The organism is Halorubrum aidingense JCM 13560, from assembly GCF_000336995.1.
In the GTDB taxonomy this organism is placed as follows: Archaea; Halobacteriota; Halobacteria; order Halobacteriales; family Haloferacaceae; genus Halorubrum; species Halorubrum aidingense.
In genome coordinates this window covers 155,195-173,806 of the sequence record NZ_AOJI01000022.1, presented here as the reverse complement: position 1 = coordinate 173,806, position 18,612 = coordinate 155,195, and the positions used below count along the sequence as shown (strand labels likewise).

Genomic DNA, 18,612 nt, shown 5'->3' with positions numbered 1-18,612 from the left:
TGTCGGTGAGCGGCCACGGGCCTCGACACTGCGATCCCGCGACGACCCTACCGCCGTCGGCTCGCGACCCGCTCCTCGGCGGTCTCCGCGCTGACGACCTCGTACAGGACCGCGCGCCCGCCGTCGTCTTTCGGCCGGAGGACGCGTCCGAGCCGCTGGGTGAACTCGCGTTCGCTGCCCGACCCCGAGAGGACGACCGCCACGTTGGCGTCGGGCACGTCCACGCCCTCGTCGAGGACGTTGGCGGCGACGACTCGTCCGTAGGTTCCCTCACGGAAGCGCGAGAGGATCTCTCGGCGCTCCGTCGCGCCCGTCTCGGCCGTGATCGCCGGCAGCAGGAACCGCTCCGAGAGTCGGTAGACGAGGTCCGTGTGCGCGGTGAAGACGATCACGCGGTCGTCGCGGTGGCGGTCGAGGATCGATTCGAGGCGGTCGACCTTTCGACGCGCGTTCATCATGATCTCGCGCGCCTCGCTTTTCGCCAACAGCGCCTCCCGCGCGGCGGGATCGTTTCCGGAGCGTCTGACGAGTTTCTGGTAGTCGCTCCCGCTCGCGAACGTGATCCCGGCGTCGCGCACGTACTCGACGAACACGCCCTGCTTCGCGTCGTACCGGTCCCGCTCGTCGGGCGTCAGTTCCACCTCGATCCGCCGGATGTCGTAGGGCGCGAGGTGGTCGCCAGCCAGGTCGTCCACGGAGAGCGCGTACGCCCGCTCGCCGATCAGCTCCGCGACCGTCTCGTGGGCGCCGTCGGGCCGCTCGAACGTCGCGGTGAGTCCGAGGCGCGCCGGCGCCGCGAGCAGCCGCGCCACGTCCCGGTACCCCTCGCCGCCGAGGTGGTGGACCTCGTCGAAGACGACGAACTCGAAGGCGTCGCCGACGCTCTCGGCTTTCAGGTACGCGGAGTCGTACGTCGACACCGTGATCGCCTCCCGTCGCTGTTCGCCGCCGCCGAACCGGCCGATCGGAACGTCGAACTCCGCCTCCAACTCCCGTTGCCACTGGTCGAGGAGGTCCACCGTCGGCACGACGACGAGCGTCGGGACTCCCAGTTCGACCATCGCGCGGATCGCGATCACCGTCTTTCCGGCCCCGGTCGGGAGTTCGAGCACCCCGCGGTCGCCCGCGTCGCGCCAGGCGTCCAGCGCCTCGCGCTGGTACTCGCGGAGCTCGTAGTCGGTCGCGAGCGCGTCCGGCAGCCCGGCGTCCGCGGCCGCCCGGTCGCTCGCGTCGAGGACGTGATCGTCGACGCTGACGCCCGCGACCGCGAGCGCCCGACGAATCGCGGCGTAGCGGTAGGCGGGCGCCCGGGGCGTTCCGGACCGCGGGTCCGTCTCGACGCCCGGCAGCGGTGGAAGCGACGGCTCGCCGGCGTCGCTCCCGCCGGCGCCGACGCGAATCGTGCCGTTCTCGTAGGTCAGCCGGACGTCCATCGGCGGCAGTAGCCGACCGACTTACAAAGGGTCACCGCCTCAGTCCGCCATGCGCGCGGCCGAACTCGACCCGGAACTCGCCGCGGTCGTCGACGAGATCGAGTCGCTCGGGCTCCCCGAGTGGAGCGCGCTCTCGGTCGACGCCGCGAGACGCCTCGAAGACGAGGTGTTCGCTGCCGAGCCCGACCCTCCCGTCGCCGACGTTCTGGACCTCGCTTTCGCGGGACCGCACGGCGAGGTTCCGATTCGGGTGTACCGCCCGGCGTCCGCCGTGGACCGATCGACCTCGCCCGCCAGGACCCTCGTCCACTTCCACGGCGGCGGCTGGACGCTCGGCACGCTCGACTCCATCGACGGCCCCTGCCGCGAACTGGCGATCCGGGCGGACGCCGTCGTCGTATCGGTGGACTACCGCCTCGCCCCGGAACACCCCTTCCCCGTCGCGGTCGACGAGGCCGCCGCGGCGGTTGAGTGGGTCGCGAGCAACGCGGCGACCGTCGGCGGCGACCCCGACCGGCTGGGCGTGTCGGGCACCAGCGCCGGCGGGACGCTCGCGCTCGCGGCCGCGATGCACGCGCGAGAGTTCGGGAGTCGGAACGAGTCCGCCGGATGTCAGGACGAGTCCGCCGTGTCCGAAGCCATCGGTCCCGGCCCCGACGACCCCGACGCCGACGATCCGGTCATCGCCGGACAGTTCCTCTGTTACCCTATCGCGGGATGCGACTTCGAGACCGAGTCGTACCGCGAGAACGCCGACGGTCCGTTGCTCACCCGGGCCGACATGCGTTGGTTTTTCGACCAGTACCTCCGGAGCCCGGTGGACGCTCGGAACCCCTTCGCGGTTCCGCTCCGCGCTCGCGACCTCGGGGGACTCCCGCCGGCGACGATCGTCACCGCCGGGTACGACCCGCTCCGCGACGACGGCGTCGCGCTCGCCGACCGGTTCGCGAGCGAGGGGACGCCCGTCGATCACCGCCACTATCCGGCGATGGCCCACGGGTTCTGTAGCCTCTCCGACCGCGTCGCGGTCGCCGACGAGGCGCTCGCAGCGCTCGCGGCGGACGTTCGATCGCGGCTCTGAGGCTGAGCGAGACGACCGACGCGAGTGACGCACCGCGAACGCCGCGACCCGCCGGCCGATCGCGTCGCACCGCGACGACGACGCCTCCAAGTGATCGGCCCGGTAAGTGGCGGGACATGACGCTTATCGGATCGGCCGTCACGTTCGTCGTCGGACTGCTCGTCGGCGGCTTGGCCATCTTCATCGGCGCCGCGGTCGTCACCGGCACGCGCGATTACGGACACGCGGTGTTCACGGCACTGTTCGGCGCGATCGTTTGGGGACTGTCGGCGTTCCTGCTCTCGTGGCTCCCCCTGATCGGTGAGTTCGTCCCGCTGATCGCGTGGGTCTGGCTGATTCGTCACCGCTACGACACGTCGTGGGTACACGCCGGAGTCATCGGGTTCATCGCGTGGGGCTCGGCGATCCTCGTGTTGGCGATACTCCCGTTCGCCGGCGTCAGCGACGCGGTCGGCGTCCCGTTCGTCCGAACGCTCGCCGCGGTGTGAGTCGGAGTCGCGGGAGCGGCGGGTGACGCGAGCGAACGCTACTCTCGCGCGCCCGGCGGGAGCGGATCGGCGTGGTCGGCGATCGCTTTGGCGACGCGATGCGGCTCCTCGTGGACGACCCAGTGAGTCGCGGTGTCGAACGTCAGCAGTCGCCCGTCGACGCAGTAGTCGACGCTGCGCCCGGCCATTCGCTTCGTGAGAAACCGGTCGTTCGCGCCCCAGATAACGAGCGTCGGGACCTCGACACGGGTCGTCGTCGGCACGGGACGGTCGCGCACGATCGCGCGGTACCAGTTGACCATCGCCTCGAACGCGCCGTCGCGGTTCCACGCGCGCCGGTAGCGTCTGAAATCCTCCTCGTTGAACGTGCCCGGCGCGCTCGACTCCCGGAGACCGCGCACGGCCAGCCGCCAGTTCCCCGCGCTGGCGACGGCCTCGGGAAGTATCGGCAGCTGAAACGCGAGCACGTACCAGCTCTTCAGCCGCTGGTCCCACGAGTGTCGGAGGGTCTGTTCGAAGACGGTCGGGTGCGGGACGTTCACGGCGACGAACGCGGAGAGGCGGTCGGGGTGGTGGATCGCGAGCCACCAGCCGACCGCGGCTCCCCAGTCGTGGCCGGCGACCGCGGCCGTCTCGTAGTCGTACGCGTCGATCAGGCCGACGACGTCGCGCGCGAGGTCCCCGATCCGGTAGTCGCTCACGTTCGGCGGCTTCTCCGAGAGGTTATACCCGCGCTGGTCGGGCACGACGACGCGGTACCCGGCGTTCACCAGCGGCACGATCGTCTCGTGCCAGCCGTACCAGAACTCCGGAAATCCGTGGAGCAGCACCAGCAACTCCCCGTCTTCGGGGCCCGCCTCGACGACGTGCAGCCGGACGCCGTTCGTCTCCACCGCCCGCGACGTGCCGGGCACCGCGTCGGGGATCTCGTCCGCCGGCACGGACGCGTCGAGGTCGGTGACGTCGACGATTCGGCCGCCGGGCGCGACGGCTTCGGTATCGGTGCCGTCAGCCGATCTCGCGTCCCCTCCCTCGGTCGATGGGTCGCTCATACCGACATATCGACAGCCAGCGGCAAATAGCTACGTCTGCACCGACCTCGGTGATCGAAATCCTCAAGCCACTGGCAAACGGCAGTAAAGTAACTAGTGATTCTGACGTTCGGCCAGACGAGGCGTGGGCCTCCCGCCGGCCCTTCCCCTCGACGGACGCTTCCGACCCGTTCCAACCGTGAACGGCGCTCGGCACGCCCGGTCAGGTCGATCTGCGGTTCGGCGACGTCGGAGACACCAATCGCATAACATGGCACGGGACACGTCACAATCGGAGGGTGGTGCATCGGACGAGAGCGAGTCGGAGTCGGGGTCGGCTGACACGACCGCGGAGACTGAGACGGCTGACGAAACCGGGGAGGCGGCCGACGCGAGTGAACGCGCCGAGGCGGCGCTCGAATCTCGAGTCTCCAACGTCCTGCTCGTCACGATCGACTCGCTCCGCGCGGACGCGATCGGTCCCTACGACGAGACCCGAAGCTCTCCCGTATTGGACAGCCTCGCCGACGCGGGGACCGTCTTCGACCGCTCGTTCGCGAACGGGAACTGGACGCCGTTTTCGTTCCCGTCGATCCTCGCCTCGGAGCCGGTGTTCGCCCGGAACGGGAACATCGGTGTGGCGGAGTCGCGGACGCTCGCCTCGGTGCTCTCCGAGGCGGGCATCGCGACCGGCGGGTTCAACGCCGCGAACGGCTTCCTCACCTCGCACTGGGGGTATCCCGAGGGGTTCGACGAGTTCGAACCGTTCGTCACGAGCGTCGGCTCCAGCCGGTACAGCCGATACCTCGCGGCACACCCCACCGTCGAGGCGTGGATCCAACTCGCGACGTCGCCGATCCGCCGGCTCGGGTCCAAGCTCCGCGGCGAGAGCGACGACCGGCCGTTTCTCGACGCCTCGCGGATGTTCGACGTCGAGGACGCCGCGACCGGTTTCATCGACGACACGGACGAGCCGTTCTTCCTGTGGGTCCACTACATGGACACCCACACTCCGTACGTCCCGGCGCCGCGGTACATCCGCGAGGTGTCGGACGGACTGGTCGGCACCCATCGGATGCTCCACGCACACACGCGGACGAGCCTCGGCTGGGAGGTCGGCGATCGGACGCTCAGCGACCTCCGAACGCTGTACCAAGCGACCGTGCGGCAGGTCGACGCCAGCGTCGGTCGCCTGCTCGATCAGCTCGACGCCGCCGGCATCGCCGACGAGACCGCGATCGTCGTCGCCGGTGACCACGGCGAGGAGTTCCAAGAACACGGCCACCTCGCGCACTACCCGAAGCTGTACGACGAGCTGATCCACGTCCCGCTGATCGTGAACGTGCCCGGCGCGGACGGCGGGCGCGTCTCCGAGCACGTCGGTCTCGACGCGATCCCGCCGACGATCGCGGACCTCCTCGGCGTCGACGCCCCGGACGACTGGCGCGGCGAGTCCCTCGCGCCCGCGCTCGGCGGCGACGCGGACCCCGATCAGGACCCCGTCGTCTCGGTGACCGTCCGCGGCGAAGAGGTCACCGACCAGCCGATCCCGCGGTCGATGGCGGACGGCGACCTGTTGGTGAGCGTCCGCGACGCCGAGTGGACATACATCGAAAACGCGGACGACGGGTCGACGGAGCTGTACCACCGGCCGTCGGATCCCACACAGCAGGCCGACCTGTCCGACGATCCGACAGACGAAGAACTGGCGGTGATCGAGCGGTTCGCGCCGATCGCGGCGACGCACGTCGCGGAGCTTCGCGACCGGGAATCCGATCGGGTGGCCGCGGGCGATTCGGACGACGAGGTCGACGAGGACCTCGAAGCGCGGCTCGAAGCGCTCGGCTATCGCTGATGATCCGCGCTGTTCTCCGCGATCTCGTGAGCGGCCCGATCGCGGTGCAGCTCCGCCGGTTCGTCATCGTAGGGGCGGCCACCGCCGGCGTTCAGATGATACTGCTGTGGCTGTTCGTCGACTTCGCCGGAGTGAACTACCTCATCGGCGCGACGATAGCCATCGAGATCACGATCATCCTGACGTACGTGCTCAACAACGCCTGGACCTTCCGCGCGAGCAAGAACACGGGCGTCCGCGAGTATCTGGCCGGACTGCTCAAGACGAACGTCGTTCGCGGAAGCGCGATCCCGCTCCAGCTCGGCGTGTTATTCGGGCTCGTAGAGTTCGGCAACGTCATGTACCTCGTCGCCAACGCGATCGCGATCTTCCTCAGCGGGATCTATCGGTTCGTGTTGGACGCGCAGTGGACGTGGGGATGAGGTAACGGGGCAGCGGGCGGCCGCCTACCGGAACGGGATCCGCGGCTCGACCCGCGCGAGGAGGTTCCGGACCGACTCCTGTTTGTAGTACCCCACGATCGACGCGAGGACGATGACGGCGAGGATCGCAATCGCCGAGCCGATCCGGCCGTTCGCCAGTTCGCCGCCGGCGTACACGGTGAACACGTACGCGGGCAGTCGGCCGATGGCGATGACGCCCAGAAACGTCGGGAGCGACCACTTCGTGAGGCCGGCGAGAAAGCAGACGGCGTCGTCCGGGAGGCCGGGAATCGCGACGAACGCGAGAAGCCCGGGGATGCCGACGGTGTCGACGAAGCCGTCGAACCGCTCGACGACGTCTTCGTGGACCACGTCCTCGACGAAGGACCGCCCGTATCGCTTCGCGAGCGAGAACGCGATCGCGCTGCCGATGATCACCCCGATGAGACTGTAGACGGTGCCTGCCACCGGTCCGAAGAGGTAGCCGGCCGCGAGCGCGACTACCTGTCCGGGGACCGGGGCGACGACCACCTGCACGGCCTGAATGACGATGAACACGAGCGGGGCGAGCGCGCCGAACTGCCGGATCCACGCGCGGAGCGCGTCGACGTCGGTGATGAACCCGCCGTACCGACGCACGAAGAGGGACAGCGAGACGAACGCGGCGACGACGACCAGCGCGGCGACGACGCCCCGCCGACGGTCCGCCGGCGAGGAGAACAGCTTCATGTACGTCATCGCAACGCCTCGGTGAATGTGAACCTTACCGATAATTCGATCGTCCTGTCGCGCTGTGACAACGGCTGGCGAGCCCGTTGGTCGTCGGTGTGAGTGGAATGCCACGAGCGAGTTCGTCTTCGCCGCCGTTTCGCGGGCGGTTGCTGGTCGATCCGCTCTCTCTACGGCGGCCGGAACGAAGTGCTCGATCAGATCGGCGACTCGCTCTGCCCACAGAACCGCGATTACGGCGACCCGAGGGCCGTCGCTGCGGAGTGTAAAAACGGATGCGGGAGAAGTGGGCCGGCACGATGTACATCTACCCGTCTGCGTAGCCGGCTCGAACTGTTCTCCCGTGTGGTCTCGCTCAGTTGCGTTCATTGTCGAAATTCTCGTTCTGCTTCAGTTGCTCAACGTAGTCCTGCCGCTGTTCCATCCGATCTCTGTACCGCCGCCACCGGTCCTCCTGTGAAGCCCAGTCGTAGTGGTTCTCGATCGTCTTCACCGTCGCGTCGACCCGCTCCGCGACGACCTCCGGCGGAATGCCCTGGTTCAGTTGCCACGTGATCGACCCCGTCCGTATCGGATGGGGAGATCTCGACGACGGGCACTTACTCAGGTGGGCGTACTGCGTCCACTCGCAGGTGTCCGGGTCCTTGTCGTGTGGACAGCCTCCGGCGACGCACGGCTGCGTAGCGCCGTAGCTCCACACCCGAACGGTGTTTTCCGTCGGTCGACCCTTCGCGCTCGCTATGAGCGGCTTGCGGCCGTGATCGTCGCGGACATCGAACCGGTTCTCCCGCACGTACTCGCTGACGACGCGGGCGACCTCGTCGGGAACCCCGACCGGGCGCTCTCCCCGCCGGTTGTTCTTCAGCGGGGTCTTCGTGTCCGGCCGGTGCCGGAACTCGACCCAGCTCTGTTCGCCCTCGTCGACGCGGGCGTTCAGGTCGCGGACGTCGAGCGCCCGCAAGCCGCTCTGGCGGGCGCCGGTGAACCACGCGAGTTCGAGGAACGCGTGGGCTCGGGTGGCCCGATCCTGTTCCGAGGCGCGGTAGTACTCGATCAGGCGTATCGCCGCCGGCGTCGTGAGGCTCGTCTCGTCGGCGCGGTCCTCCGGGTTGATGTCCGGGATGCGCACCGACTCGCTCAGCCCGTCCTCGACGGCGTCGATCTGTTCGAGGTACTCCGCGAACATCCGCAACGTCCACATCTCGCCTTCGAGCGTCGCCGGCGCGACGTTCGCGCTGCGGATCTCGTAGTACTCGTCGATGTCGTAGCCACGGAGCTGGCCGACGTGGTCGAGCCTAATTCCCTCACACCACTCCACGAAGAGCTTGAGGCGGTACTTCCACGACTTCACGGACGCGTCCGTCGCGTCGGCTCGTCGACGCCGGAGGTACCGCTGTGCGGCCTCGCGGACCGACAACTCGGCGGGTGCCTGCCGACCGCTCATGGTCCCCGGTTCACGTGGAAGCCCGACCGGTTGCACGACCAGCCGCAACTCGGGCACCGGTAGCCGTTCACGAAGGGGTCGACGAGGCGATCGCAGCGTCCGCAGCGCCAGAGCGTGCTCACGCAACCACCTTGCCCGTCTCGAACTGGTCGGGACTGATCCCCGCCTGTCGTCGGGCCATGTCGACCGCCGCGTCGTCGGTCGCGACGACGCTGACGCCCACGTCTTCGAGGACCGTGCCGGTCCCGGTCCGAAGGCGAACCGTCAGTGTTCGCGTCACGCATCGGCCCTTGTCGGATCGGGATCGGCGAGATCCTCGTAGTCGAGATCACGGAGCTCGTCGACGACCCAGCCGGCGTCACCCGGCAGCGCGCGGGCGAGCCGGTGGACGTCGTAGTCCGTGACGACCGCGCCGGGTGTCATCACCGCGTAGAGCAACTGCGGGGAGTGATAGCCAGCGGGCTCCAGCTCCGGATCGTCGTCGGGATCGAGACGCTCGACGCCCACCGTGTACGCGGTCGCGGTCCCGTCCGCGATGCGCGTGAACCTCATTCGCCACCTCCGGCAACCCACTGATCGCGACGGTCGAGTGCGTCGCGGGCGTCGTCCGTGAGCGCGTAGTCGTTCGTTCGACGGTCGCGCTCGCCCTTCTCGACCAGTCCCTCCTCGACGAGCGTATCGAGGTTCGGGTAGAGTCGGCCGTGATTCACGGCGATCCCGTAGTACGTCTCCAGTTCGGCCTTGATCGAGAGGCCCTTCTGGTGGTTCTCTCGATCGAGGATCCGAAGAATGTCTCGCTGGAACGCGGTGAGATCGGCGACGGCGCCCGTCCCATTGACCTCGGGCGTCTCGCCGCGTGCCGCGCTACTCATCGCGCACCTCCCGCAGGTCGCTCTGGAGTGCACCGAACGCGTCCGCGCACTCCGCACAGAGCGCACCGCCGTAGGCGGCGTCGTAGCCGTCAGCGGAGGCTGGGCAGAGACCGCAGCCGCCATCGTTGTTTCCGCTCGGTTCGCCGGTCGTCGCGCAGGGCTTAAGCCCCGCAGTTGCCTTCGTTGGCATGGTTCTGTGGTTTCAGCACAGAACCCGACCCGGTNTTCGCCGGTCGTCGCGCAGGGCTTAAGCCCCGCAGTTGCCTTCGTTGGCATGGTTCTGTGGTTTCAGCACAGAACCCGACCCGGTCGGGTGTCCTACCACCGCGACCGGGATCCTACATTTTCTCACACTGCCGAGAGTCTCTCACTCGGGCTCCGTACCTCACACAATAATCCGACTGTTCATAAATGTACTGGCTGGTAGATTCTCTACTATTAGAACATATTTTCTCTAACTCATTTTCTACTATCAATTCCTAGCACCAAAGATGAAGCAGTTAATAAATGAGCACAATGAGAAAGAGCAGCGGATGGATGACTATCTGGGATGACAGAATTATGGAGATTATTCGAGAGGGAGGCCCTACCTCAGCTAGTGAGTTGGCCAAGCACAATTATATTCACACGAGCCGGCCGAATATCTCTCGTCGACTTAACAAGCTAGCAGATCATGGCCTCCTCCAACGACTCCCAAACGGCGTGTATAGTTTGTCACAGAAAGGCGAGCTGTATCTCGATGGTGAGCTGAACGCCGAGGAGCTTGCTGATCAGCCTCAGAACGGTAACGGAAGTGCACACGCAGGAACCTGATCGTGGTCAAGAAATCGGCGAACTGGATGGTTCACGAGGACGATAAGATCCTTGAGTACCTCAGCCGCGAAGACCCCCGGTCGTGGTGGCAGATCGCTCACGATATCCACCTTAGCGGTCGTCTCGTTCGAACTCGCCTCCGCGTCCTCGCGAAAGCCGGCTGGGTCGCCAACGACGATCGCGGCGACCTCGACGACCACTGGTCGATCACGACGCGCGGTGTCGGCTACCTTGCCGGCTACGTCGACGCCAACCTCATTCGCCCGCTTCCGGCACTTCGGCCGCCGCACGCGACGCGTCCCGGCTGGTGGGCCGGGTTCGGGTAATGATGAACGAGGTTCCAGAAGGGAAGTGTGGATACACGTGGCCAGAGAATCACGAAGTGGACGATCGGGCGAACCATCAGAGTTGCTGCTGGCGTGATTCCTTCAAAAACTCGGATCGGTGTGTTTGGCACGCAGATCCGGGTGAAATTGGTGAAAAATCCATAGAAGCACTGCAACAATTTCACCCCGACGCCGAGGCGAGTGAACAGACACAATCGGGTACTGAACTACTTGACGGGGCGATGCTGACCGGAATTAGTTTTGATGACAAATTTTCATTAGATGGACACTATCTTCGAGAATCTGATTTCTCTGAAACAAATATCTCAAGTGTTAGTTTCACCGATGCTGATCTCTTTGGTGCTGACTTCACTGACGCTGATATCTTTGATGCTGACTTCACCGACGCCAACCTTGTGAGTGCCAACCTCACCGACGCCGAGATTTGGAGCGTTAACTTCACCAACGCCGAATTTCTTGGTGCCGACCTCAGCGAGGCCAGAATCATGGGTACTGATCTCACTGACGCCTCCCTCCAAAGTACCGACCTCACCGCTGCCAAGCTTTGGCTTTCCGACCTCACTAACGCCTCCCTTCCAAGTGCCAACCTCACTGACACCGAGATTTGGGATTCAGACGTTACCGACGCCGACTTACGGAGTGCCGACCTCTCTGGCGCCAATTTTACAGGTGCCCCTCTACGTTGGGCATCGCTCCTAGACGCAACTGCGATCCGTACGAACTTCACCGATGCCGATCTTCTCGGGGCAAACTTGGAAGGAGCATCTCTGAAAGATAGCCAATTCGACGGGGCCGATCTCACAGGCGCACGGTTGTACGATTCGAAGCCCCAAGGTGTGTCGATTAACGATCAGACAGTCTTCAGCAACCAGACCGTATACGAGCGAGAAGCCGACCCTTGCGATTCGTGTCACCTCCTCTACAGAGAGCCAACCACCCCAACGTCACTCCCGGACAAGTTTGCTCTCGCAGTACGAAGCGGTCAGGTTCTTCAGTCGCGCTATCGCAGCGCCGACGCGAGCCCACCCTCTGCGTCTATAGCGAAGGTTCGGCAGGCAATCAAACGATTCCGACGCCATCGTAGCCTCGATACGGACGACCGGCGAGAAGTCGGTGATCGACTGAAAAAGGCGATCAGCGTCTACCGCATCCGGCAGCGCCTCCAACGCGAGAACAGCCGCCCGCGCGACGTCGCGCAACCCTACGTGAGAGAACAGCACTGCCGCCGAAAGCGCGCCTTCGCCACGCGCTCGTACTGGGAGTGGTTCAAGCACTCCACGTACCGGTGGGTCATGCTCTACGGCGAGAGCCCCGCTCGCGTCGTCGGCACCTCGGTTGCGGTCGTCGCGATCTTCGCGGCGATCTACTCGATCGTCGGCGGGATCGTGATCGGCGGCTCCGAGCCCGACCTCATCGGCAACATCTACTTCAGCGCCGTCACCTTCTCGACGCTCGGCTACGGCGGCATCGAACCGACCACGACGACCACGCAGCTGCTCGCCAGTGTGCAATCGTTGATCGGTGGCATCCTGATCGCGCTTCTCGTCGCCGTGTTTGGGCGTCGGGCGCTCCGGTAGGGGCGTTATTAGCGTTTGTCGGTGGATTGACGACGGCGAATTCGTCGAACACGAAGATCGAGATCTCGGATTTGATCGCGCCAAGGTAGTGGTCGATCACTACCTGAGGGCAGCGGTATCAGGACGAAGGGTTCCATCAGGGATTGGGCGTTCCTCTGGCAAATTCTCGCCTATCGCTCATGTTACTAGATCCGTTGATAGACGATGTTGTGAGAGGTGGTAATATATCCACGCGTTGCTTAATCAGAAGAGTAATTCTGGTGCCTTGGACTTGGGATGCTATCAAGTGATGTTCCAGACTCGTTCCGAAGCTCCGGAATAAGATCTCCCTTCAAATAATGAAAGGAAGTTGGAGGCACAAAATCAGGATTACGTTCCCAAGGATCGATTGAATCCTGAAAGCGATGGCTCTGGTCGATCTTGTATGCATATCCAATATCTGCTCCGTCAAAATACTCCATGAATCTCTCCCGTGTCTCGATTCCAGACTCATCACCAAATTCTTGCCATAGGCTTGCTGGATCGCTCTCAATCACGGTTTCCATGGTGAATGCGCCCACGATCCGCTGATCGGGAGAGGATGCATAGAGGAATACGGTATCAACCGCATCAGAATCTCGGAAGGAGGTACGACGGAATTCGTAAGCTTTCTCTCCATCGAGAATTTTTCTCGCGAACTCCGGCTTAATCGAGAGCAAAGCGTCCATCGAGCCCTCCTTGTTCCTTGATGTATTCATAATCCTCTTCCGAAATTCCCTGCATGACCTGTAATGGACCACTTAGTACACCACTATCTAATAGGTTCTTATAGGAGATACACTCGTCAAGATCGAAGTGCCACCGGAACAGGATGACATTCGTTCCAGATTCAGCACGTTCTGCAATCTCGTCGGCAGTAAATACAGATCTCTTGCCAACCAGTTTCTGGATTTTGTCTGTGTCCGTGATGTTGAAATAGGCCTCCTCACAGACTCCAATCGAAGTGACCGCTTTTTCGTCTACACTCCTATAGAACAGCAGAATATCACCAGGTTCAATCTGGTAATTCTTCGCACCCGTCAGATATGCCTTTTTAATGGCATTTCCTTCTGTATGGAATTCACCATCAAACTCTACCAACGAGGTCTGTCTGTTCTGGTAAGACGTAAAAAGGCGATCATGGTACGTTGGCCGGATCGGTGTTAGGTACTTGTCTACCTCTGTTCCGTCGTAAAATGAAGGATAATAGTTCTTTGTTATCCCAATAGGATCTGGGTTATGTCCGGGCCCAGGGGTTAATCGTTTGAGAAATACTGACTCACCATCTTTCTCTTCCGCGGCATATTCAAATCCGTAACTCCTGATCAATTCAACAAAGTAATCATCTGTACCATCATCGTAATAGGTCAAATAGATCTCGTCTAATTCGTGGTGAACTGCTTCCCTGATAGAGATTGATACGAGTAGCTCTCCGATTTTTGACCCCCATCGGTGTTCTGCTACTTTTAAAGTCGAGATCTTCATTCGCCTACTCCTACCTAAGGAATGTGAGGCGCCAAGAGCCTCGACTTCATTCGGCTTGAGAACAAGAAGGGCACCAAGTGATCTATCAGTATTATAGGTCACCCAACTTGTCCGCTCTGATTTTTCTTGTGCCCATGACTCAAACCGACTGTAATCCCGTTTCAATGAATCAAAGATGGGATCAGACAGATCCAATTCTCCAAGCGTAGTCCGTTCTAATGAGAGTGGTCCATAGAGTTCTGGTTCATCAGGACTAAAGAAATCCCAACCTTCCTCAATAGTAAATACACGCTCTTCAAGCCCTATATCCAGAGCTTTCTTGTGAATTCCTCTGTCTTCTGTAATAAGAAAGTCAACCAGGTCGTCGTATACAGAGTACAATATTGCGTTATCAACGACATCGTTTATTTTCTGACCTTCTGGTACCTCTTGGCGAAAATCAGAGTCGTCATCAGTGGGGTAGGCAGGAAACCCGATTCGTTCATAGGTTTCTATTCTAGATTCATTTCTCGCCCTTCGTTCCACATCTCCATCATTCCTGATCTCTTTTTCAGAGAGAGGATGTATCAGAATCTTATGGTTATTTTCTCTCAGTGTTTTTTCCAACTTGCGGAGGGACTTAGGGACAACATCGTCGTCCTCACGGTGGATGAATATATTCGTATCAATTAGAATTTTCATTTACGTCACCAGTCTATGATTGGTATCTGAGGTGGTAATGATATATATCTGGGGGTAACGAGTTTGTTGGTTCTCCTCTAGATGTTCTACGCTACCGCCTCCTCAACGATCTCGATCTCCTCCTCAGTCAGCCCGTACAGTTCGTAGACGATCTCGTCGATAAGCTTGTCCGTCTGTTCGATCTTGGCGTCGAGCTCCTCGGCGCGCTCTTTCGTCCGCAGATAGTTCTCCAGGTCGTCGGCCACGTCGTCGACATCGGGTAACTCGATCGCCTTCAGCCGATCGACGAGCGACTTCGTCTTCGTCGCCGTCTCGCGGAAGTTCGCGAAGCCGCCCGCCTCGTCGACGGCGACCGGAACGAAGTGCTCGATCAGGTCTGCCTCCGTCTCCGTGAGGTCCGTGATCCGGAACGCCGGCAGGTACTCCGTCTCTGTGTAGCCCCATCGGTCCGTCTCGTGCGCGTCCTCGTCGTCGGGCTTGTAGCGGGCGGTGGCCTCGATCAGGACCGTGTTGGGGGACTCGCGATTGACGCGGGCGTCGCCGATACGGAGATTAGACCGCTCAGCTTTAGTCTCAGACAACACAGATGTTGGGCTATTTTCGGCCGGTGAGAGCAAACCAATTGTAGATATCTCAACTGCGTTCTTGTAATTTCCAAGATTGTCTAGTAAATCTGGATTGATCCTTTCCCTCTGTTCCTGGAGCTGAACCATTATTTTCCCGATAGGAGATAAGGATGGGACCTCTACGGAATCTCTCTTGATTCTGATTTCCGAATATTCAGACAATAGATTACTAACATGAGACACGTCCGATCGTGATAGCTCAATGTCCTCTTCACCAGCAATAGGTATATTCTCGACGTAGATCTCGCTATTCATGTAGTAACCCCCACGCATTCGCGAGCTGATAGAGTGCAGATACAATTCTGAGATGGTGGAGTTCAGAATAGATAGGAGGTGATAATCCTGGTGAGGAATAATGAATGCTGTCTTATTCGGATAGATTCCTTCTGTATCAATAGCAAAACGTGCGTTCTTCGATACCTCTGGATAGATTACCTTGCTAGAACCGAAATCCGATTCGTAATCAGCTGCATATCGAGATAAGCAGAACCAATCAAAACGGCCCTGTTGACATTCTGGCCGTGACTCTAATTCGTCTCTCCACTTCTCTAGGTGAGCTTTTACAGCAGGGTAATTATTTATATCGAGGTCCCATGTTGCATATATTAGGTATTCTGTAGGAGACTCATGGTAGAACCGTCTGATCTCATTACCGGAAATGAACGGTTTAATTATCTCTGAGCTATCGCCATCTTTTGCTTCCAATTTTTCTTTTGTTTCTTTGTCAATAACAAATGCATCGTTTAATCCAGTCACTATTCCCCGATTTATTTCTCCATCAATGTAGTCCTCCAAAGGTTGCTTTTCATCGACTTTGTCAAGTACAGCATTGGTTCTCTTTGATCTAAGTCTCCAAGTTTCACCGAAATTTTTCGATGGTATACTAACAGATTCTGACTCAACGTATCTCCCTAAATCGGTGAAAGATAGATCCTCGACATCAACATAGTCTGTATCGACGTCGCTCTGTGTTTCTTTTTCCAATATGAATATGGCAGGGGACGTTGTTACACCGGGGAACACCGGCAAATCCTTAAAATCTATAATTTTCCGAATGCCACTTTCCTCTGCTAGGTAGCTTCTTAGGCTTGAGCCGTAATTAGCAGTGATAAACCGGTTAGAAGAAATATACCCCAGGGTCCCATCCAGCCGAGCGATATTCAATCCGCGTTCGAAAAAGTATGAGTAAATATCTGCCTTCCCATCGTAAACTCGGAAGTTCTCCTCGACATAATCTTTAATTTTGCTTAGCTTTTCTTGACGCACATACGGCGGATTCCCTATAACGGCATCAAACCCGGCCGCAGGCATTTTCTCGCCGTCGGCGTCGAAGAACACCTCGGGGAACTCCAACTCCCAGTGGAAGAAGTTCTGCTCGTCAGCCGTCACCTGGGCCGCCATGAACCAGTCTTCTCCGCGGATCGTCGCCCAGTCATCTTCGCTCTCAATCGCCCCCGCCATCTGTTCGTAGGCGTCCTCCGGCACGTTGGCGCCGAACTCCTCGGCGGTGTGGACGTTCGCTAACTCGAAGAGACGCGTGTACAGCGGGTCGTCGCGAATCTCGTCGTACAGCTCCTCCATCGATTTCACGCTCTCCAGTGAGTCGTTGTCGTACGCGAGCAGGTCCGCCATCAGTTCCATCACGTGTTCGAGCGTGTCCTGCCGAACGCGAGCGAACGCCTGCGTCAGTGTGAGCTGACCGCCACTCTCCTCGGTGTCGTCCGAGAGCACCTCCGTGATATCGCTTCCGACCAGCGAGTTCCCGTCCTTCAGGTGGTGATCGAGAAACGCGAGCGGCTGGTCCGCCGCGAGCGTTTCGAGCCACATCGACAGCTTCGACAGTTCGACCGCCATCCCGTTCAGGTCGACCCCGTAGATGACCTCCTTGGAAATCTCCCGGCGGATCTCTTGCTCGTCGTACGACTGAATCTCCTGTTCGCGAACGACCTCCATCACCTGCTCGGTGAGGTATCCCGTCGCCTTCGTCAGGAAGTGGCCCGACCCCATTGCCGGGTCGAGCACGGTCAGGTCCTTCACTCGCTGGTAGAACTCCGCGAAGTACTCCCGATCGCTCGGCTTGAGTCCCTGATCGCGGAGGTCTACGTCGATCTCGTCGATCAGCGGGTCGACCGTCTCCTCGACGATGTACGTGACCACGTAGTCCGTCGTGTAGTACGCGCCCGTGGCCTTGCGCTCGCCCTCATCGTTGACGACGTACAGCCCGCCCTCCTCGACGATTTCGACCGCCTCCGCCGCCGTGACCTCCGAGGCTGGCTTCCACACCTGTCCGCCGTCCTCCGAGACCGCCGCGACGCCCTCCGCGTCCGCGATCCGGAACTCGTGTTCGAGCAGCCCCTCATAGATCGATCCGAGGTGCCGCGTGTCCAGGTCAGCGTAGTCCGCCGGCACGTGCTCGCCGTCCTCGTTCTCCGTGGTCGACAGCCAGTAGATGACCTCGGCGATGTACGGGTCCTTCACCTCGTAGTCGTCGAGGAACGCGTGGTCCTCCTGGCTGAACAGCCCCCCGTTGTACGGCGGGATATCGAGGTCTTCCTCGCCCTCGTCGATCAGCTCGAACAGCTCCGAGAGCCGTCCCCAGATGGAAGAGGAGAATCGGCTGTACTCCTCGGAGAACGCCTCCCCGGACTCGACGTCCATGCCCTCCACGTCGTCGAGAATCTCCTCGCGCTTCGCTTCGAGGCTGAAGTACTCGTGATACTCCTCGGCGTCGTCGGGATCGTCCGGATCGATCAGCCCGCGTGACTCCGCGTACAGCACGAACATCAGCCGGTACAGGAGAACCAGCGACTGCTCTTTCAGCTCGTCGCGGTCCACCTCACCTTCCGCGCCGACGTCGAGGTCGTTCGACTCGACGAAGCCCTTACCGAGTACTCGCAGCGCCCGGAACACGTTGTCCTGGAGGTCCTCACCGAGTTCCTGTGCCGCCGTCTCCGATTCCGTCCATACGTCGTCGAGGAACGAACTCCCCGAGTGCTCAACGAACGCCTCCGGCCGGAAGAACGCGAAGAAGTACTTGAACGCCTCCAGGTTCCCGCTCTCGATGACCTCCGGGAGATCGACCTCGTAGTAGGTCTGTGTCTCGTAGTCCTTTGTGCCGTAGAGCCGCCACTTCTTCCCGTCGGTGAGTACGCCCCACCGCAGGTCTCCCGGCGTCCGTTCGAGATAGTACTTAATCTGGTGAGAGGCGTCCCGATACGACCGCTGTTCGGCGAAGCGCTGCTCGAAGTTGGCGTCCCACTGTTTGGCTTCGAGGATCGCCGACGCCTGTGAGAACATGGCGTCGACGTCGCCGGCCGCGCGCCGCTGTGCCGCCTCCCGTCGGGCGTCGTCGTTTTCGTACAGCAGCCGGTCGACGTGGCCGCCACCGTCGGGAAGCGTCGCCTCGGAGATCGTGTCGAACCCGAGAATGTCGAGGACCTCCGCGATCCACGTGTCGATCAGGCCGTCCTCGTTGTACGTTCCAAGAAGCGCCGCCTCCTTCTGCCAGAGTTCGTTGATCTCGTCGAACGCCTCCTGAGCCTCGACGTCGCAATCCCACGCGTCCAGATCCGAAACGCGCTCGTCGAGATAGTACCCGGAGAAGAGATTCGAATTCCGATAGGGGCCACTGCCGAGTGTGGCTTGGCTCATGTGATATCCAATCCACACATCACCGCGAGTATATAGCTGACGGAGCAGTTACCAGCGCT

At 61.3% G+C, this 18,612-nt stretch carries 18 protein-coding genes; 7 read left to right on the top strand and 11 right to left on the bottom strand.

The window, feature by feature from the left end; translation table 11 throughout:
* Positions 1 to 47: 47 nt before the first annotated feature.
* The gene (locus C461_RS07690; RefSeq protein ID WP_008000103.1) at positions 48 to 1,433 is read right to left on the bottom strand and encodes a DEAD/DEAH box helicase family protein; all 1,386 of its coding nucleotides are present in this window, start codon (positions 1,431 to 1,433) and stop codon (positions 48 to 50) included.
* A 49-nt stretch (positions 1,434 to 1,482) separates the two neighbouring features.
* Between C461_RS07690 and C461_RS07685 the strand changes: the two genes are divergently transcribed.
* Positions 1,483 to 2,514, top strand: a complete 1,032-nt coding sequence (locus C461_RS07685) for an alpha/beta hydrolase (RefSeq protein ID WP_008000102.1) — start codon at positions 1,483 to 1,485, stop codon at positions 2,512 to 2,514.
* A gap of 116 nt (positions 2,515 to 2,630) precedes the next feature.
* The gene (locus C461_RS07680) at positions 2,631 to 3,002 is read left to right on the top strand and encodes a hypothetical protein (protein WP_008000101.1); all 372 of its coding nucleotides are present in this window, start codon (positions 2,631 to 2,633) and stop codon (positions 3,000 to 3,002) included.
* Between the two features lie 38 nt (positions 3,003 to 3,040).
* Here the strand turns inward: C461_RS07680 and C461_RS07675 are convergent, their stop codons facing one another.
* Positions 3,041 to 4,054 (bottom strand): alpha/beta fold hydrolase, encoded by a 1,014-nt coding sequence (locus C461_RS07675; protein ID WP_008000099.1) that lies wholly within the window; start codon positions 4,052 to 4,054, stop codon positions 3,041 to 3,043.
* A gap of 250 nt (positions 4,055 to 4,304) precedes the next feature.
* On the opposite strand from C461_RS07675, the gene C461_RS07670 reads away from it, so the two are divergent.
* Together C461_RS07670 and C461_RS07665 are read left to right on the top strand one after the other, a co-directional pair.
* Positions 4,305 to 5,888, top strand: coding sequence for a sulfatase-like hydrolase/transferase (locus tag C461_RS07670; protein WP_008000096.1), 1,584 nt, complete (start codon positions 4,305 to 4,307; stop codon positions 5,886 to 5,888).
* Positions 5,888 to 6,310 carry a GtrA family protein gene (locus C461_RS07665; protein ID WP_008000095.1) on the top strand — a complete coding sequence of 141 codons (423 nt, stop codon included), beginning with the start codon at positions 5,888 to 5,890 and terminating at the stop codon, positions 6,308 to 6,310. The genes C461_RS07670 and C461_RS07665 overlap by 1 nt, the downstream gene beginning before the upstream one ends.
* A gap of 24 nt (positions 6,311 to 6,334) precedes the next feature.
* Here the strand turns inward: C461_RS07665 and C461_RS07660 are convergent, their stop codons facing one another.
* The 6 genes from C461_RS07660 to C461_RS15515 all read right to left on the bottom strand — a co-directional run bounded on the left by C461_RS07660 (position 6,335) and on the right by C461_RS15515 (position 9,545).
* Positions 6,335 to 7,039, bottom strand: coding sequence for a VTT domain-containing protein (locus C461_RS07660; protein ID WP_049906464.1), 705 nt, complete (start codon positions 7,037 to 7,039; stop codon positions 6,335 to 6,337).
* Between the two features lie 355 nt (positions 7,040 to 7,394).
* Positions 7,395 to 8,483 carry a tyrosine-type recombinase/integrase gene (locus C461_RS07655; RefSeq protein ID WP_008000090.1) on the bottom strand — a complete coding sequence of 363 codons (1,089 nt, stop codon included), beginning with the start codon at positions 8,481 to 8,483 and terminating at the stop codon, positions 7,395 to 7,397.
* Between the two features lie 118 nt (positions 8,484 to 8,601).
* Complete coding sequence (locus C461_RS15665) at positions 8,602 to 8,763, bottom strand: hypothetical protein (RefSeq protein WP_156062194.1); 162 nt, start codon at positions 8,761 to 8,763, stop codon at positions 8,602 to 8,604.
* Positions 8,760 to 9,035, bottom strand: a complete 276-nt coding sequence (locus tag C461_RS07650) for a hypothetical protein (protein ID WP_008000088.1) — start codon at positions 9,033 to 9,035, stop codon at positions 8,760 to 8,762. The genes C461_RS15665 and C461_RS07650 overlap by 4 nt, the downstream gene beginning before the upstream one ends.
* Complete coding sequence (locus C461_RS07645) at positions 9,032 to 9,355, bottom strand: helix-turn-helix transcriptional regulator (protein ID WP_008000087.1); 324 nt, start codon at positions 9,353 to 9,355, stop codon at positions 9,032 to 9,034. Before C461_RS07645 ends, C461_RS07650 begins: the two co-directional genes overlap by 4 nt.
* Positions 9,348 to 9,545 (bottom strand): hypothetical protein, encoded by a 198-nt coding sequence (locus C461_RS15515; RefSeq protein ID WP_152418368.1) that lies wholly within the window; start codon positions 9,543 to 9,545, stop codon positions 9,348 to 9,350. Before C461_RS15515 ends, C461_RS07645 begins: the two co-directional genes overlap by 8 nt.
* Positions 9,546 to 9,862: 317 nt before the next feature.
* Between C461_RS15515 and C461_RS15110 the strand changes: the two genes are divergently transcribed.
* From C461_RS15110 to C461_RS15105, 3 genes are read left to right on the top strand one after another with little or no spacing between them, the layout of a single operon-like run.
* Positions 9,863 to 10,168, top strand: coding sequence for a helix-turn-helix domain-containing protein (locus C461_RS15110; RefSeq protein WP_321163300.1), 306 nt, complete (start codon positions 9,863 to 9,865; stop codon positions 10,166 to 10,168).
* 2 nt (positions 10,169 to 10,170) lie between these two features.
* A complete protein-coding gene (locus tag C461_RS07640) occupies positions 10,171 to 10,494 on the top strand; it encodes a winged helix-turn-helix domain-containing protein (RefSeq protein ID WP_239639102.1) in 324 nt (107 codons plus the stop codon).
* Positions 10,494 to 12,092, top strand: a complete 1,599-nt coding sequence (locus tag C461_RS15105; RefSeq protein ID WP_080506269.1) for a pentapeptide repeat-containing protein — start codon at positions 10,494 to 10,496, stop codon at positions 12,090 to 12,092. The genes C461_RS07640 and C461_RS15105 overlap by 1 nt, the downstream gene beginning before the upstream one ends.
* A 239-nt stretch (positions 12,093 to 12,331) precedes the next feature.
* Here C461_RS15105 and C461_RS15510 read toward each other — a convergent pair whose 3' ends face one another.
* From C461_RS15510 to C461_RS07620, 3 genes are all read right to left on the bottom strand, one after another.
* Positions 12,332 to 12,799, bottom strand: coding sequence for a hypothetical protein (locus C461_RS15510; RefSeq protein WP_152418367.1), 468 nt, complete (start codon positions 12,797 to 12,799; stop codon positions 12,332 to 12,334).
* A complete protein-coding gene (locus tag C461_RS15505; protein WP_152418366.1) occupies positions 12,777 to 14,276 on the bottom strand; it encodes a PIN domain-containing protein in 1,500 nt (499 codons plus the stop codon). Before C461_RS15505 ends, C461_RS15510 begins: the two co-directional genes overlap by 23 nt.
* Before the next feature lie 86 nt (positions 14,277 to 14,362).
* The gene (locus C461_RS07620) at positions 14,363 to 18,553 is read right to left on the bottom strand and encodes an Eco57I restriction-modification methylase domain-containing protein (RefSeq protein ID WP_008000080.1); all 4,191 of its coding nucleotides are present in this window, start codon (positions 18,551 to 18,553) and stop codon (positions 14,363 to 14,365) included.
* Between the last annotated feature and the right edge of the window lie 59 nt (positions 18,554 to 18,612).